Source organism: Microbulbifer mixtoriginis (SeqCode) (assembly GCF_052466695.1).
Genome location: NZ_CP174285.1, coordinates 3,578,356 through 3,592,564, shown reverse-complemented (window position 1 = coordinate 3,592,564; position 14,209 = coordinate 3,578,356). Strand labels below are relative to the sequence as shown.

14 protein-coding genes are annotated in these 14,209 nt (G+C 43.8%); 4 read left to right on the top strand and 10 right to left on the bottom strand.

Features of this window, described 5'->3' with window-relative positions; all coding sequences use genetic code 11:
* Positions 1-40: 40 nt before the first annotated feature.
* Genes ACJJI0_RS15610 through ACJJI0_RS15600 form a run of 3 tightly spaced genes read right to left on the bottom strand, consistent with a single transcriptional unit; the run spans position 41 to position 2,545 of the window.
* A complete protein-coding gene (locus tag ACJJI0_RS15610) occupies positions 41-1,147 on the bottom strand; it encodes a COX15/CtaA family protein (RefSeq protein ID WP_444883295.1) in 1,107 nt (368 codons plus the stop codon).
* Positions 1,148-1,158: 11 nt separating this feature from the next.
* Positions 1,159-1,800, bottom strand: coding sequence for a redox-active disulfide-containing membrane protein (locus ACJJI0_RS15605; protein WP_444883294.1), 642 nt, complete (start codon positions 1,798-1,800; stop codon positions 1,159-1,161).
* A gap of 10 nt (positions 1,801-1,810) precedes the next feature.
* Positions 1,811-2,545 carry an SURF1 family protein gene (locus tag ACJJI0_RS15600; RefSeq protein WP_444883293.1) on the bottom strand — a complete coding sequence of 245 codons (735 nt, stop codon included), beginning with the start codon at positions 2,543-2,545 and terminating at the stop codon, positions 1,811-1,813.
* An 18-nt stretch (positions 2,546-2,563) separates the two neighbouring features.
* Between ACJJI0_RS15600 and ACJJI0_RS15595 the strand changes: the two genes are divergently transcribed.
* Positions 2,564-2,803, top strand: a complete 240-nt coding sequence (locus tag ACJJI0_RS15595; RefSeq protein ID WP_444883292.1) for a DUF2909 domain-containing protein — start codon at positions 2,564-2,566, stop codon at positions 2,801-2,803.
* A 53-nt stretch (positions 2,804-2,856) separates the two neighbouring features.
* Here ACJJI0_RS15595 and ACJJI0_RS15590 read toward each other — a convergent pair whose 3' ends face one another.
* Genes ACJJI0_RS15590 through coxB form a run of 4 tightly spaced genes read right to left on the bottom strand, consistent with a single transcriptional unit; the run spans position 2,857 to position 7,055 of the window.
* Entirely contained in the window at positions 2,857-3,747 is an 891-nt protein-coding gene (locus ACJJI0_RS15590) for a cytochrome c oxidase subunit 3 (protein ID WP_252084005.1), read from the bottom strand.
* 5 nt (positions 3,748-3,752) lie between these two features.
* Positions 3,753-4,322 carry a cytochrome c oxidase assembly protein gene (locus ACJJI0_RS15585; RefSeq protein ID WP_444883291.1) on the bottom strand — a complete coding sequence of 190 codons (570 nt, stop codon included), beginning with the start codon at positions 4,320-4,322 and terminating at the stop codon, positions 3,753-3,755.
* 18 nt (positions 4,323-4,340) lie between these two features.
* On the bottom strand, positions 4,341-5,891 hold the full coding sequence (gene ctaD / locus ACJJI0_RS15580) for a cytochrome c oxidase subunit I (RefSeq protein ID WP_444883290.1): 1,551 nt from the start codon (positions 5,889-5,891) through the stop codon (positions 4,341-4,343).
* 18 nt (positions 5,892-5,909) lie between these two features.
* Positions 5,910-7,055 carry a cytochrome c oxidase subunit II gene (coxB, locus tag ACJJI0_RS15575; protein ID WP_444883289.1) on the bottom strand — a complete coding sequence of 382 codons (1,146 nt, stop codon included), beginning with the start codon at positions 7,053-7,055 and terminating at the stop codon, positions 5,910-5,912.
* Positions 7,056-7,795: 740 nt separating this feature from the next.
* Here coxB and ACJJI0_RS15570 point away from each other — a divergent pair.
* Positions 7,796-9,136, top strand: a complete 1,341-nt coding sequence (locus tag ACJJI0_RS15570; RefSeq protein ID WP_444883288.1) for an MATE family efflux transporter — start codon at positions 7,796-7,798, stop codon at positions 9,134-9,136.
* 281 nt (positions 9,137-9,417) lie between these two features.
* Here ACJJI0_RS15570 and ACJJI0_RS15565 read toward each other — a convergent pair whose 3' ends face one another.
* From ACJJI0_RS15565 to ACJJI0_RS15555, 3 genes are read right to left on the bottom strand one after another with little or no spacing between them, the layout of a single operon-like run.
* Entirely contained in the window at positions 9,418-10,248 is an 831-nt protein-coding gene (locus ACJJI0_RS15565) for a hypothetical protein (protein ID WP_444883287.1), read from the bottom strand.
* Complete coding sequence (locus tag ACJJI0_RS15560; protein WP_444883286.1) at positions 10,248-10,523, bottom strand: YheV family putative zinc ribbon protein; 276 nt, start codon at positions 10,521-10,523, stop codon at positions 10,248-10,250. The genes ACJJI0_RS15565 and ACJJI0_RS15560 overlap by 1 nt, the downstream gene beginning before the upstream one ends.
* A 35-nt stretch (positions 10,524-10,558) precedes the next feature.
* Positions 10,559-12,607: a M3 family metallopeptidase gene (locus ACJJI0_RS15555; protein ID WP_444883285.1), complete on the bottom strand. Its 2,049-nt coding sequence runs from the start codon at positions 12,605-12,607 to the stop codon at positions 10,559-10,561.
* 65 nt (positions 12,608-12,672) lie between these two features.
* Between ACJJI0_RS15555 and ACJJI0_RS15550 the strand changes: the two genes are divergently transcribed.
* The gene (locus ACJJI0_RS15550; protein ID WP_444883284.1) at positions 12,673-13,227 is read left to right on the top strand and encodes a gamma carbonic anhydrase family protein; all 555 of its coding nucleotides are present in this window, start codon (positions 12,673-12,675) and stop codon (positions 13,225-13,227) included.
* A gap of 25 nt (positions 13,228-13,252) precedes the next feature.
* Positions 13,253-14,167 (top strand): LysR family transcriptional regulator, encoded by a 915-nt coding sequence (locus tag ACJJI0_RS15545; protein ID WP_444883283.1) that lies wholly within the window; start codon positions 13,253-13,255, stop codon positions 14,165-14,167.
* Positions 14,168-14,209 lie beyond the last annotated feature (42 nt).

Genomic DNA, 14,209 nt, shown 5'->3' with positions numbered 1-14,209 from the left:
ATTTTTCTTCTCTAATTCTTCCTTGATAAGACATAGATCATTACAACTCGGCAGCCAATTCTGAATCTTTTATAATTCGATTTTTTTTAGAATTATTTTCTCGTAATTCAGTAGAGCCAGCTGAGTAAATACGATAACAGAGAGTTAAAACACCTAATAATAGAAATGCGGCACCGGCATTATGAGCAACAGCAATTGATAGTGGTAAAAACATAATTACATTTGCGACACCCAAACTTACCTGCATCCCTATCAAAGCAATCAATATAAGGGCCCAACGATACTCACCAGCTTTCCAGGAAAAAAATGAAAGGCTAAGGACTAGTCCGGTCACTATTAAAGCGCCGATACGATGAATAAAGTGAATAGCCGTACGTGCATCACTTTCCAAAGCACCACCTAAATAATTTGGCCCAATTTGTTGGAGGATATTAAACCCCTCCTTAAAATCAGCTTTAGGAAGCCACTCTCCATGACACGTGGGGAAGTCTGGACAGGCAAGTGCAGCATAATTTGAACTCGTCCAGCCTCCCAAGGCTATCTGAACAACTACTGCTATAGCAGTCAAAACGGCAAGGGGTAATAGATTATGAAGCTTACGGTAATTTTTGAATTGACCTGATAATTTGTCATATCTCATTCTTTCTACGAGTAACCACAGCATAGATAATGTTGCCATTCCTCCTAGTAAGTGCGCAGTGACAACCTGAGGCCATAACTTCAAGGTGACAGTCCACATACCGAAAGCCGCTTGCAAAGTAATCAGGGCCATCAAAAAATGTATCTGTTTAAAAGTGCGTTGTTTAGGTTTACGCCAGGATATGTAAACAAGCGAAACGACTAATAAAAGCAAGATGCCTGCAAAGTATCTATGCACCATTTCAGGCCAAGTTTTGCTAGTATCTACAGGCGTATCTGGAAATGCATAGTTAGCAGCTTGAATTTCATGATTTTTATCTGGCCAAGTAAGATGGCCGTAACAACCAGGCCAATCGGGGCAGCCCAACCCAGCATCAACAAGCCTAGTAAATGCTCCTAAAGTAACAACAATTATGGCTAAGACACATCCAGCCAATGTTAACTTCAAACGGCAACCAAATTGCTCTTTTATAGGTTGCTTTATTTTCTTTTTTCCTGACGACTCCATGTCACTCTCCATTATTTTTCATAGGAGTACTTCAACAGGCGTTTGATATCTTTCAATAGTTGATTACCACTATGTTGGTTGTCATAGATCATCATTGCGAATCCTTCCTGATCTATTAATATTGCTTTAACATCATCAATTTTTTTATGGTCGGTCAGTTCATGTAGCGTATTTACGCTATTGTCATTCAATCTGAAAATCTTTAGCCGGGGATGTTCTAACTGTAGTTTTTCTTTTTTTTCTTCAGTCATGGAATGATGAGTTGCAAGAAGCCTCTCAACTCGGCTGGCTTTCTCACCCAATCGGATATGCACTTGGCGACTGGTATATAATAGTTTTTCACAGTCCTCACCACAGTCTGAAGGACTTATAATGAGATATCTCCACTTTTGGTGTTCCCCCCCAATTAACTGTGTCTCCTCTTCAAGTGAAGATATTTTTAAATCATTAAAATTAATCGGTGGTTGAAGTAACTCACCTTGATTAGTTGTTCCATCAGGTATTCCCACTCCCGTATAAAACACTATATAAGCTGCAACAATCGGTAGAAAAACCGATGCTGCAATAGAAAATATCTGTATTTTTCTTGAAGAAGAATTTGTTTTTATTTCTCCATTTTCTTGCAGAGTGGAGGACCCTTCTCTTCCTTCCATTATCATACCCCTAATTATTTATTTTATTTACTTTTATAAAATTGGTAGCAGTAAAAAGCCAAAGAAAAAATAAAGCTGTAGCCATAGCAAACCATTGAATCGCATAAGCGATATGTCGATCCACGCTGCTATTTACTAATTGCCAATCCGTTATGAATGCTGATTCTGAGTCAGCACTTAACCTAACGATCCAGTTGTTATTACTGAGCGTCATATTCTGAACAATTTCTTTATTAACAATCTGTATTCTACGATTTATTATTTTTTCTTTATTCTCTATAGATTTTAAGTTTTCAACCGGGTATAAAAACCCATTGATTTTTATCTTATCTTTAGGGTAATTAACTTCAGGCATTACATCCCGGCTAGCTGAAAATGGAATCCAGCCTCGATTTATTAGCCATCTCTGTTCACCAGATATAAAGACTTGAAGAACCTCATACCCTACCTTTCCAGTGCGAGTTCGATTATCCAATAAGAAATATTCATCAGAATAATTTCCATCTAATTTTACAGGCAGGAATCTTTTTAAATTCGTAACTAAATGTAGATTTTCTGGTTGGGATGACAATCTTGAATTGATTTCTAAATCTATGATTCTCTTATCATCAGCTCTACCGAGCTGCCAAAATCCCAACAATACAAAAACTGGAATAAACCCAAATGAAAACAGGGTGATCGACCAGTTACGAATCAATGATACACTGGTATTATCTGAAGAAACTGATGGTATCTCTACTGTCATGTGCTACTACATAAAATAATGGAAAATAATTATATGTGGCTCAAAATCGTTATAGTCGTTCTTTTTCTCGCGATACTGGTGAGCCTATCCAGTGCTTTATTTTTTCTACTACGAGATATGGGTGCTCCCCAGTCTAAACGTACTCTTTATGCTTTAGGTATACGGATTTCTCTTGCCGCACTTCTTTTATTAGCCATCTGGTATGGCTTCGAAAGCGGCATTTTGGCTAATACTGCTCCCTGGACAGATAAATATTAGTTTATATCGCCTCAAGTTAATTCAACCTGAGGCGAATCCTATGTACTTATAAATTATGCACCTAGCACATATACAAAAATAAATAAGCCAACCCAGACAACATCTACAAAATGCCAGTACCAGCTTGCTGCTTCAAAGCCAAAATGATCATTGGGTTTGAAATGATGTGCGATTACAGAACGTAGCAACATTATGAGCAGCATTATCGTTCCCAGAGTTACATGAGCTCCATGGAAGCCCGTCAACATGAAAAAAGTTGTGCCATAAATGCCTGACTCTAAAGTGAGTCCAAGATGTTGATAGGCTTCATAGTATTCTTGCGCCTGAAGATATAAAAATATGAAACCTAGAAGAACAGTTCCTCCCAGCCACAGATTAAATTTTCCACGCTCACCTTTTTTAAGAAACACATGAGCGAAATGTACGGTAACGCTGGAAGATAAAAGAATTATTGTATTCCAAAGAGGTAAATGCCATGGATCAATAACATCTTTAGGTCCTATAAATTGTGCTGTATCGCCATGAGCTGCTGCATCCGGAGTCACATAGAGAGGCCAAGTATTCTCAAACCCCTCCCACAACATGTTGGATATTCCATTATCGCCTTCCCCAGCTAACCAAGGAACAGAGAAATTTCTTATGTAGTATAGGGCCCCAAAAAATGCAGCAAAAAACATAACCTCAGAGAAAATAAACCATCCCATTCCCCAGACATAAGATCTCTTTAACTGTTCACTGTTCAGACCAGCCATATTTTCTCTGATTACCGCTGCAAACCAGAACCATAAGACTGCTGCCAAAGCCAGCGCACCGGTAAAGAAAATATAGGAGCTACCACCGTTGATCCAATTTGCAGCACCAAAGGCAATTAAAAACAAACCTATAGTGGCAAATATCGGCAGCTTGGATTGTTCTGGAACATAATAACTGCTTTCACTAGCCATGAATTTTATCCCTCTCGCTCGGGCTCGTTATTTTTTTCGATATTTTTAGAAATTCTTTCCGTAACATCGAACAGCGTGTAGGAAAGGGTTATGGTATTTACACTGTTAGGAATCTCGGGATCAACGATAAATCGCAATGGTAACTCTGCCTGTTCACCCGCTTTTAAAATTTGCTGATTGAAGCAAAAACATTCAGTTTTGTGAAAGTATTCCGCGGCTTTAAAAGGAACCAAGCTGGGAATGGCCTGACCGATCATATCCCTTCCAGTAGGATTGAAAGCGATAAAAACGGTATCCATAACCTCACCTGGATGGACTTCCACCGACATTACACTGGGAGAAAACTTCCAAGGCATATTGTCGTTATTGCTTGCAATAAACTGGACGGTGATAGACCTGCTGGTATCGATAGCAGCAGGGACCGCTTCGTAACGCCCGCCAGTTTTACCATTCAAACCAGTAATCTCGCAGAAAGCATCATAAAGTGGTGGCATCACGAATATGGCGAACACCAGCATGCTGGCGGCAAGCGCCAGCAATTTCGCAGAAACTTTCGTATTTTCGCTAAATTTCATCGGCACAAGAACCAGAAATTAACGAATAACCGGAGGGGTACTAAAGGTGTGATAGGGAGCCGGTGATGGCACCGTCCATTCCAACCCCTCCGGGTTATCCCATACTTTATCAGTGGCTTTTTTGCCACCCATGACTGTACGTACCACATTAAAGAGGAATACCACCTGAGCCGCACCGAAAAGAAATGCCCCCATACTGGCCATCTGATTAAAGTCAGCGAATTGTAGTGCGTAGTCTGGAATTCTTCTGGGCATACCCGCCAGACCGACAAAATGCATCGGGAAAAAGGTTAAATTCAATCCGATGAAAGCTAACCAGAAATGCACTTTCCCCATAGTTTCGTTGTACATATTCCCTGTCCACTTGGGCAACCAGTAATAAACCCCTGCCGTAATGGAAAAAATAGCCCCAGGAACCAGTACGTAATGGAAATGGGCAACTACAAAGTAGGTATCATGATACTGGAAATCCGCTGGAGCAATGGCCAACATCAATCCTGAGAATCCGCCAATGGCAAACAGAATAATAAAAGCTATAGCGAACAACATGGGAGTTTCAAATGTCATGGAGCCTCTAAACATGGTAGAAACCCAATTAAAAATTTTCACACCCGTGGGTACTGAAATCAGCATAGTGGCATACATAAAGAACAGCTCGCCGGCTATAGGCATACCCACTGTAAACATATGGTGAGCCCACACAATCATGCTGAGGAATGCAATTGCAGCTGTGGCATAAACCATGGAACTATATCCAAATAGTGGTTTACGCGTAAAAGTGGGAATGATCGCCGAAATAATACCGAAGGCAGGCAAGATCATGATGTATACCTCTGGGTGCCCAAAGAACCAGAAAACATGCTGGAATAGAACTGGGTCACCACCACCTGCAGCACTGAAGAAACTGGTACCAAAGTGGATATCCATCAGCATCATCGTCACTACACCAGCTAGTACTGGCATCACTGCGATTAGAAGATAAGCAGTGATCAACCAGGTCCAGACGAAAAGCGGCATTTTCATTAAAGTCATGCCTGGAGCACGCATATTCAGAATGGTCGCTATGATATTAATGGCTCCCATAATGGAAGATGCACCCAGAATATGAATGGAAAATATAAAAAACGTGACGCTCGGTGGTGCATATTCTGTCGACAAGGGGGCATAGAATGTCCAACCAAAGTTAGGTGCTCCCCCTTCCATAAATAAGGTCGATGCCAACATTGCAAAACCGAAAGGTAAAATCCAAAAGCTCCAATTATTCATCCGTGGTAATGCCATATCCGGAGCGCCGATCATCATCGGTACCATCCAGTTTGCTAGCCCGACAAATGCCGGCATTACCGCCCCAAAGACCATGATTAATCCATGCATGGTCGTCATTTGATTAAAAAATTCTGGCTGTACGATTTGTAGTCCAGGCTCGAAAAGCTCAGCACGTATAATGAGCGCCATACAGCCACCCAGGAAAAACATTGCAAAGCTGAACCAAAGATACAAAGTACCAATATCTTTGTGGTTTGTGGTGTATAGCCAGCGTTTCAAGCCAGATTGAGGTCCGTGTGCCATGTTAAAATCCCCCAGCGCTTACTGCTTATTCTTAAAATTAAGGATATCAACGGGCTGAACCGTATCGCCCATTTCATTACCAAAGGCATTGCGTTGATAGGTTATCACTGCGGCTATATCCACCTCAGATAACTGTTCTCCAAATGCTTGCATGGCAGGGTTTACCTGTGATCCATCAATGACTATATCGAGATGGGTATTCAGGGGACCTGTCGCAATTTTTGATCCGGCAATCGCTGGAAATACGCCGGGAACCCCTTTTCCATTTGGCTGATGACAGGCTGCACACATGCTGTTGTAGACTTTTTCCCCTTGTGCAAAAAGCTCATCAAAAGTAAAAGTTTTTCCCGTAAGCTCGCGCATTTTTACTGCAGAGGCTACTCGCCCATCCAGCCAAGCGTTGTACTCTTCTTGGGGAACAGCTTTTACCACGATCGGCATAAATCCATGATCTTTGCCACAGAGTTCTGCACATTGCCCACGATAAATTCCAGGCTCTTCAATACGTGTCCAGGATTCATTAATGAAACCTGGAATAGCATCTTTTTTTACAGCTAGGTCAGGTACCCACCAAGCATGAATCACATCATTGGCAGTAATTAAGAATCGAATTTTTTTCTTAATAGGAACAACCAAGGGTTCATCAACTTCCAATAGATAGTTTGGGCTTTTTGGCTGTTCGTTATTAATTTGGCTGCGTGGGGTTGAGAGATTTGAGAAAAAAGTAACATCCGAACCAATGTAGTCGTATTTCCACTTCCACTGATACCCCGTAATCATGATATCAAGATCCGCTTTATCGGTATCATAGATCTCATAGAGGGTTTTGGTCGCAGGAATAGCCATGAGAATCAAAATGACAGTGGGAATTATTGTCCACACCAGCTCCACAGCTGTACTTTCATGAAACTGTGCAGCCTTGTACCCCTTACTCTTACGATGACGCCACATACTGTAAAACATGACACCAAATACAAGAGCACCAATGGCTACACAAATCCAGAAAATCAGCATGTGTAATTCATAGGTCGTTTGGGCAACTTCTGTCACCCCTTTGGGCATATTGACCCCCCAGCGCTCAACAGCCTGCTCTTCCGCCATTACGGATTGGACAGATAGCGAAGCGGCCAGCAAGGCGAACAGCCGATCAAAGCCTCTCAACATCGCCTACAGATCTCCGTGGTTGCGGGTTTCCTTCGAAAACCCGAATTTTATTTTTGGCCGCCGGCCTTCACGGATAGCTGAAATAGCCCTGTCTATGTACTGTTACAGGGTTAAATCCACTCAATAATTTTGGACATACTGTAGTAACACAAGACTACATACACTGGGCGAGGTGACATCCCCGCATTACTGCCGTCAGTGCAACTTGTTATTTTAGTAAAAAAATTTTTACTTCAGATGTCGTCGCCCGGAAGGTACAACCAACAACCTGTGTTTCTTTATTTGTCGCAACTACTGCAGGTACAACAGGAACATATTGTCAATGAAAAGTCAATCAGGCCTTATAGCGATAAATTATGCTCAAACCAGCTTCCTGCATAGGAAATTTCAAATAAATTTAATCATTATTTGATGATATAACTCCTATTTTGCAATAAGCTCAAGTTCTGTTGTCCCGGGACGATTAATTTGTATTAAAAAGATTATTTGCGTTGTGCATTCACACAGACACTCCACTTCAGTACCACTTTATTGCTTGTATAAAATTGCTCTCCTTTATTGCTCCCTTCTGTCCAATCCTGCCTTCAACAATCATCAAATTGAACAATAAGGTATAATCGACAGCTTAGTAACAGATGATTTATGTGCCAAAACGATACTAATCCCTCTTAAAATACATCAGACAAAACTCCAAACTGATACGTTTTTTTTCTTACAGTTATTAATCATAAGTAGCCCCTATGAAGTACCTAACAATTGATTCAAGAAGCATGAGTCGGGTTTGGAATCTTGCCTGGCCTATGATTCTTAGTAATATTTCAGTTCCTTTACTTGGGGCAGTAGATACCGCAATTCTCGGTCACCTTTCTTCGGCCGTTTACCTCTCTGGAGTAGCCATTGGCGCAAGTGTTATGACAATGCTGCTTTGGGCCTTCGGTTTTCTTCGCATGGGCACCACTGGTGTCGTTGCACGCAGTCAAGATGGTGGTGTTGAATGGTTGCTAAGAGCAATACTATTGGCAATGGCATTAGGGATACTACTTCAGATTATTACCTATCCTTTGCTAGACAATATTGTTGGTTGGATGAATGCCAGTAGTGCAGCCAGCCCGCATGCAGTGGCTTATTTACAGATTCGTCTGATAAGTGCTCCTCTTGCACTAGTTAACTTTGCCATACTGGGTTTCTTTATAGGCCGACAGGATAGCCGGGCTCCACTATATATTTTGCTAGCAGCAAATATACTCAATATACTTTTGGATTTTCTTTTTATTCTCGGTCTTGGTTTAGGGGCAAAAGGCGCTGCGATAGCCACAGTTTGTGCTGATACTTTCGCCTTATTGATGGGATTGTTTTTACTTAAGCGTGTTAATCCTAAAATTTGGAAAGCATTAAAAAAGTGTCTTCAAACCCCTCAATTTCAGCCATGGATAGAGTGGAAGCCTTGGCTTGAGTTACTGCAAATCAATACAGATTTATTTATTCGAACCTGCTTGCTGTTATTAACATTTACATTCTTTACTGCTCAAGGGGCCGCCCAAGGAGACTCCACCCTTGCAGCCAATGCAATATTATTACAACTATTAATGATGACTTCTTACGCGCTGGATGGCTTTGCCCATGCAACTGAGGCATTAGTAGGTGAATCAATAGGAAAAAAATCAAAAAAACTATTTCAGGAAATAGTTAATGCCGCAGGCATTTGGGCTTTAGGAAGTGCACTCTTTATTACTCTATTGTTGATATTTTGTCAGCCAATAATAATAAAGTTGTTTACAGATCTCTCTAGTGTGATCCAGCAAGTAAATAACGTTTATTGGTGGCTTTGCGCTCTGCCGCTATTAGCCGTATGGAGTTACCAACTTGATGGTGTTTTTATTGGCGCCGGAAAAAGCCGACAAATGCGCAATACTATGTTTATAGCTACTATTCTAATTTTTTTCCCAAGCTGGTGGTTAACTCGAGATTGGGGAAACCATGGCATATGGTTTAGTCTTTTTTTGTGGATTGGCGCACGATCTTTAGGGCTTGTTGCTTACTTTCGATACTACACTGTAACCGACACATGGATTAAGAAATAATTTAATACTTTTATAAATTAAGTTTTAGAGGGTTTCTGGCTTGTAATAAGCTGAATTATTCAGCTGAATACAGAATAGAGTAGTATGATACTGAATTTATATCGGAGATGATGTACAACAATTGATTAGATTGAAAACCATTAGAAGATCAATGTCTAATAAATTTTTTTAGGGATTTTGTTGATCTATGAAACTCAAGGTTTCAGGAAATAAAAATAATAATCTCAGGATGACAAATATTGAGCGGGAACAATAATGTATTAATACCCGCTCACGATTTTTTAAAATCCCAAAGCTCTTATCTGCTTACTGACCAAAATCTGAGTGTAGTTGGAAAAGAACTCACTTTCTCCTTGTAAAATTGCTCGATTCAAAATATCAATTTTGCTTCTTAGAGAGCGATCATAAAAATAAAGACTGCCACTACGCACAGTGTAAGCTTTCGGGTTTTCGGCCATCAATTTATAAAAGGTTGATAATCTTTCAAGATATACATTGGCATTATTAAGTGAAAAATTCCCTTTCTGATAATAGTCCAGAACTTCTGTGTTTATTTGTTTTTGAATAAATTCTTTTTCTTCATCAGAAAATCTATAAACTTTCATCTGAGTACTTATATCACTGCGTAAATCTTTCAGGTATCTATCCGCTGCCTGTGCTGACTCTCTCAGTGCACCAATAGTTTTCTTACGTTTTCTCAGTGACTTTCTACTTTTAAACGTAGCAGCATCTGACATTTCAAATGAAGCGAGGTCGGCAAGCGGTCTGAAAATAGTAATATGTTGTAAATTGCTATTTCTTGTTAACTTATTACAGATATCGACAGCATACTCCCATTTCTTAAAGGATTTTCCCTCTAAAATCTTTTCCGGTAGCCCTTCGACACTCTCATTAAGTGATCGCTGCTGTTGCAGAACAAAGCCTGGATTCTTGTGCCAATCATTTGCCTGTAAACGAAATAGGCTGAGAAGTCCTTGGTTGACGCAACTGGCCAATAGATGTGAGGTCTGCTCCAGTTGCTGTTTCTGAATTTTTCGATAATGATTTAGGCCGTACAAGCCAGCAATAATTGCAATGGCAAGCACGGCTATAACTACAATTGCCTTTTTCACTACTTATTTTTTTTGGTAGGTTGAATAAATTTTACCGGTTCTTCACTCGCCTCTTTTCTCTGCCCGGTACTAACCCGGGTTAATAGCTCAGAAGGCGCGGACTGCAGGCGTATTTCATCTTTAAATCCACAGGAAACACACTCACGAAAATTTTTTCCATCCTCCTGGTAATTGACTATACGATCCATCTCGCTACAGCGTGGGCAAACAGCGCCAGCAATAAATCGTTTTTTGGATTTTTTGGAATGCCCACCGGAATTTTCCTGATCGACCATAGTTACTGCTCAACATGCATGACTTAACGGCCTTTTCAGGCCGGGCTGATATTTAATTCAAGCTGCTCAATACCTGAGTGACGCAATAGTGCATCAACATCGGGTTTTCTACCTCGGAATTCTACAAACAGGTCTAAAGCATCCCGGCTGCCACCCTGTTCGAGGATAGAATGCAAAAAACTCTCGCCAGTAGCACTGTCAAAAATACCCTTTTCTTCAAATAGTGAAAATGCGTCTGCTGAGAGTACCTCTGCCCACTTATAGCTGTAATATCCTGCAGCGTAGCCACCGGCAAAAATATGGCTAAAACCATGCTGGAAGCGATTTTCCTTAGCCACGGGAACTACAGCCACCTCGGTGCGTACCTCTGACATCAGCTGCTGAATTTTCTGCGTATCCATCACTTCTTCACTGGCGTGAAGTCGAAAATCAAAAATTGCAAACTCCAGTTGTCGCACAGTGAACATAGCGGACTGGAAATTCTTTGCCGCAAGCATTTTTTCTAGTAATTCTGCAGGCAACGGCTCTCCAGTTTGGTAATGAGAAGAGATCATGGCGATCGCCTCAGGTTGCCAACACCAATTTTCCAGGAACTGGCTAGGCATTTCTACCGCATCCCAGGCCACACCATTGATACCCGAAACCGCCGCTATAGCAATTTGCGTTAGCATGTGATGCAGGCCATGGCCAAACTCGTGAAACAAGGTAGTGACTTCGTAATGTGTTAGCAGAGAGGGCATATCTCCCGCTGCGGGGCTAAAGTTACACACCAAATAAGCGATGGGCAGCTGCAAGCCCTCTTCACCTTGGCGACGTGTGGCAACAGTATCCATCCAGGCACCCCCACGCTTTTTCTCTCGCGCGAAGGCATCCAGATAAAAGCCCGCGATACGTTCACCATTGCGATAAAGCCAGAAAAACTGTACATCTTTATGCCAGGTTTCCACAGTAGTGTCTTCCTGCACAGCAACTCCAAAGAGCTTTTCCACTACGGCGAATAAACCTTCCAGAACCTTGGCATAAGGGAAGTAAGGGCGTAGCTCTTCCTGGCTAATGGCATAACGCTGCTGCTTGAGTTTTTCCGCAACCCAAGCAATATCCCAAGGTTGAAGCTCTTCTAACTTATACTCTTCGCTGGCAAATAAGCGTAATTCAGCCATTTCCCGCTCGGCTGCGGGCTTGGCTCTCTTCGCCAGGTCATTGAGAAACTCCAATACGCCTTCGCAATCTGGCGCCATTTTACTGGCCAGAGACAACTCGGCGTAATTAGCCATTCCCAATAGCTGGGCCTGCTCTGCGCGAAGTGCCAAGATAGATTCCATCACTCCTGAATTGTCGAACTCTCCAGCGTTGGGCCCAACCTCCGAGGCACGGCTCACAAATGCGGTATGCACCAACCGGCGCAACTCTCGGTTCTCCGCATGAGTCATTACCGCCAAATAGCTCGGACCCTCTAGGGTGATCAACCAACCACTTTTGCCTTTTGTGTTTGCCGCACTTTTCGCCGCCGCTATAGCGGTTTCCGGCAAGCCAATTAAATCTGCCTCATCTTCCGTATGCCAGGTCCAGGCATTGGTAGCATCCAAAACATTGTTGGCGAACTGGCTGGAAAGTTCAGCCAGGCGCTTGCTATTGGCTGCAAAGCGCTCCCGAGCTTCACCCTCCAGGCCGACCCCACTCAATTCGAAATCCCGTAAACCCAACTCTACAGATTTCTTTTGCGGCTGCGGCCAGCTCACAAATTCAGGCGATGCCGCCAGCTGTTGATACACCTCGTACAATTCGCGGTTTTGCCCCTGCTCAGTCCAATAGGCAGTTACCTGAGCAAGCGCCGCTTCATAGGGCGCTCTCCATTCACCACTCAGTACACTGTTGAGATGACTGATCGGAGAGAAGGCCCGGTTGAGTTGATCCTGAACCTGTTCAAGCGGCTGTAAGGTGCTCTCCCAGCCAGGGTTCTCTAAGCCTCTTTGTAACTGCCCTTGGCAGTCTCCGATGAGTTTTGCAATGGCAGGCTCAACCTGCTCGGGCTGCAGCTGGGTGAACGGTGGCAGAAGAGGGAGATTCAACAATGGATTGGACATACGGGACCCTGTGCTCGAAATAGGATACAGCTATGATAGAGGATTCATTGTACAGGAGCTTCTTTATGTCCCCACTGCGCAGCCACAACGATTCTGCGAGCGAGAAATCCCCGCAACTTGGCCATCGTGTTTTTGTTGACCCACAGTCAGCTGTGATTGGCGATGTCACTCTGGGTGATGATTGCTCCGTATGGCCCATGGCGGTGGTGCGCGGGGATATGCATCGAATTCAGATAGGTGCCCGTACCAGTGTCCAAGACAGTGCAGTATTACATATCACCCATGCGGGGCCGTTTAATCCCGAGGGGTGGCCACTGACAATCGGCGAAGACGTCACAATTGGCCACAAGGCCTGCCTGCATGGCTGTAGCATCGGCAACCGGATTTTGATCGGTATCGGCGCCATAGTACTCGACGGTGCGGTTATAGAAGACGAGGTCGTTTTAGCAGCCGGCGCGTTGGTACCACCAGGCAAAACCTTGGAGAGCGGTTATCTCTATGTGGGTTCCCCCTGCCGCAAAGCCCGCCCGTTATCCGACAAGGAAAAGGCGTTTTTTAGCTACTCTGCGCAAAATTATGTGAATCTGAAGGATCAATATCTCCGCCAGGATATTGAATAACTCATCGCCGGACGATTCGACACTCATGCTCAATCTGAATACTGATCAATTGCATACTTTTGTACGCGCCTGCGAGCTGGACTCTTTCTCCGCTGTTGCCCGCGAACAGGGGCGTGCTCAATCCTCGGTAAGTGCCTGTATTCAGAACCTTGAGCTGGACCTGGGACTCGCCCTTTTCGACCGTAGCGGAAAATTCCCACACCCCACAGCTGCGGCCATGGCCCTATTGCCGCTTGCCCGCCAAGCGCTGGGGCAGCTGCAGCGTTTTCAGCAGGCCGCGGACTCCTACCAGCGCGGCGAGGAACCCGTGCTGCGTATCCTGTTTGAGGAGTTGGTGATGCCCGATCGCCTCAACGATGTACTGGCAAGCTTCAGCCAGCGTTTTGCCCACACCCAGCTGCAACTGCGCAGCTCCAGTCATCATCAGGCAGTGCAAAGTATCGCCAAAGGCGAAGCCGATTTTGCGTTTGTGACAAGCGGCGGCAGCTACCCGGGCGCACTAGAGTTCAACACACTCGGACGCCAACAAATTCTCTGCCTGGCCACACCGGACCATCCACTGGCGCATCAGCAGCCTAGCTCTCTGCGTGAGGCCGCGCGCCACCGGCAAATAATCGCAGCCATGGAGGAGGGCCAACAACGCTGGCAGCTCTCGTCGCAGGTCTGGGTCTGCGACTCCCTGCTACAGGCCCTGGATCTGGCCTGCAAAGGCATAGGCTGGGTCAACGCGCCCTATGAGTTGGCTCGCCCTTTCCTCAAAAGTGGAAAACTGGTGGAGCTGAAACTCACCAGCGCACTGAGCGCCTGGAGCCTGGATGTCGACCTGTTGTGGTCGGCAAAAACAGCTCAAGGCAAAGCCGGCCTTTGGTTCGCCCGGGAAGCTCGGCGTCTGTACGGTAATTATTACAGCCCACCTATCGATAAGTCCGATGGTTATTAATTTTTATCTAACATCAATACCGATAAAACTTGGCTGCAGGAC

Coding starts and splice junctions, on each gene's coding strand:
- ACJJI0_RS15545 (WP_444883283.1), top strand. CDS start 13,253: ATGCTCAATCTGAATACTGATCAATTGCATACTTTTGTACGCGCCTGC.
- ctaD (WP_444883290.1), bottom strand. CDS start 5,891: ATGGCACACGGACCTCAATCTGGCTTGAAACGCTGGCTATACACCACA.
- ACJJI0_RS15555 (WP_444883285.1), bottom strand. CDS start 12,607: ATGTCCAATCCATTGTTGAATCTCCCTCTTCTGCCACCGTTCACCCAG.
- ACJJI0_RS15600 (WP_444883293.1), bottom strand. CDS start 2,545: ATGACAGTAGAGATACCATCAGTTTCTTCAGATAATACCAGTGTATCA.
- ACJJI0_RS15610 (WP_444883295.1), bottom strand. CDS start 1,147: ATGGAGTCGTCAGGAAAAAAGAAAATAAAGCAACCTATAAAAGAGCAA.
- ACJJI0_RS15570 (WP_444883288.1), top strand. CDS start 7,796: ATGAAGTACCTAACAATTGATTCAAGAAGCATGAGTCGGGTTTGGAAT.
- ACJJI0_RS15550 (WP_444883284.1), top strand. CDS start 12,673: ATGTCCCCACTGCGCAGCCACAACGATTCTGCGAGCGAGAAATCCCCG.
- ACJJI0_RS15585 (WP_444883291.1), bottom strand. CDS start 4,322: ATGAAATTTAGCGAAAATACGAAAGTTTCTGCGAAATTGCTGGCGCTT.
- coxB (WP_444883289.1), bottom strand. CDS start 7,055: ATGTTGAGAGGCTTTGATCGGCTGTTCGCCTTGCTGGCCGCTTCGCTA.
- ACJJI0_RS15590 (WP_252084005.1), bottom strand. CDS start 3,747: ATGGCTAGTGAAAGCAGTTATTATGTTCCAGAACAATCCAAGCTGCCG.
- ACJJI0_RS15595 (WP_444883292.1), top strand. CDS start 2,564: ATGGAAAATAATTATATGTGGCTCAAAATCGTTATAGTCGTTCTTTTT.
- ACJJI0_RS15560 (WP_444883286.1), bottom strand. CDS start 10,523: ATGGTCGATCAGGAAAATTCCGGTGGGCATTCCAAAAAATCCAAAAAA.
- ACJJI0_RS15605 (WP_444883294.1), bottom strand. CDS start 1,800: ATGGAAGGAAGAGAAGGGTCCTCCACTCTGCAAGAAAATGGAGAAATA.